1 rRNA gene (running past both ends of the window) is annotated in these 1,256 nt (G+C 56.7%); it reads left to right on the forward strand.

From position 1 onward, the window contains the following. Positions 1-1,256: ribosomal RNA gene (locus CJ178_RS23295) — 23S ribosomal RNA — on the forward strand (it extends past both window edges: 482 nt to the left, 1,395 nt to the right).

Below are 1,256 nucleotides of genomic sequence, written 5' to 3' on the forward strand. Positions count from 1 at the left end.
GGTGTGAATCTGTCGGGACCACCCGATAAGCCTGAATACTCCCTGGTGACCGATAGCGGACTAGTACCGTGAGGGAAAGGTGAAAAGTACCCCGGGAGGGGAGTGAAATAGTACCTGAAACCGTGCGCTTACAATCCGTCAGAGCCTTTGCACACTTCGGTGTGGGGGGTGATGGCGTGCCTTTTGAAGAATGAGCCTGCGAGTTAGTGGCATGTCGCGAGGTTAACCCGTGTGGGGTAGCCGTAGCGAAAGCGAGTCCGAATAGGGCGATCATAGTGGCATGCTCTAGACCCGAAGCGGAGTGATCTACCCATGGCCAGGTTGAAGCGACGGTAAGACGTCGTGGAGGACCGAACCCACTTAGGTTGAAAACTGAGGGGATGAGTTGTGGGTAGGGGTGAAAGGCCAATCAAACTCCGTGATAGCTGGTTCTCCCCGAAATGCATTTAGGTGCAGCGTCGCGTGTTTCTCACCGGAGGTAGAGCTACTGGATGGTCTAGGGGGCCCACAAGCTTACCGAAATCAGCCAAACTCCGAATGCCGGTGAGTGAGAGCGCGGCAGTGAGACTGCGGGCGATAAGGTTCGTAGTCGAGAGGGAAACAGCCCAGATCGCCAGCTAAGGTCCCTAAGCGTGTACTAAGTGGAAAAGGATGTGGGGTCGCGAAGACAACCAGGAGGTTGGCTTAGAAGCAGCCACCCTTGAAAGAGTGCGTAATAGCTCACTGGTCAAGTGATCCTGCGCCGACAATGTAGCGGGGCTCAAGTACACCACCGAAGCTGCGGCATTCACGCAATAGCCCCCAGTTGATCCAAGGATTTTCTGGCAGGTGTGTGGATGGGTAGGGGAGCGTCGTGTGGCCATGGAAGCGGCAGGGTGACCTAGCCGTGGAGGCCACACGAGTGAGAATGCAGGCATGAGTAGCGAAAGACGAGTGAGAAACTCGTCCGCCGAATGACCAAGGGTTCCTGGGCCAGGTTAATCCGCCCAGGGTGAGTCGGGACCTAAGACGAGGCCGACAGGCGTAGCCGATGGACAACGGGTTGATATTCCCGTACCCGTGTGAACGCGCCCATGGTGAATCAGTGATACTAACCGTCCTGAAGCCACGAGAAGACCTTCGGGTCTCGAGTTGGTGGATGCACGGGACCTGATCTGGTAGTAGCCAAGCGATGGGGTGACGCAGGAAGGTAGCTGGGCCGGTCAGTGGTAATACCGGTGTAAGCGTGTAGGGCGTGACCTAGGCAAATCCGGGTC

The organism is Rhodococcus sp. ACPA4 (assembly GCF_002300185.1).
Classification (GTDB): domain Bacteria; phylum Actinomycetota; class Actinomycetes; order Mycobacteriales; family Mycobacteriaceae; genus Rhodococcus_F; species Rhodococcus_F globerula.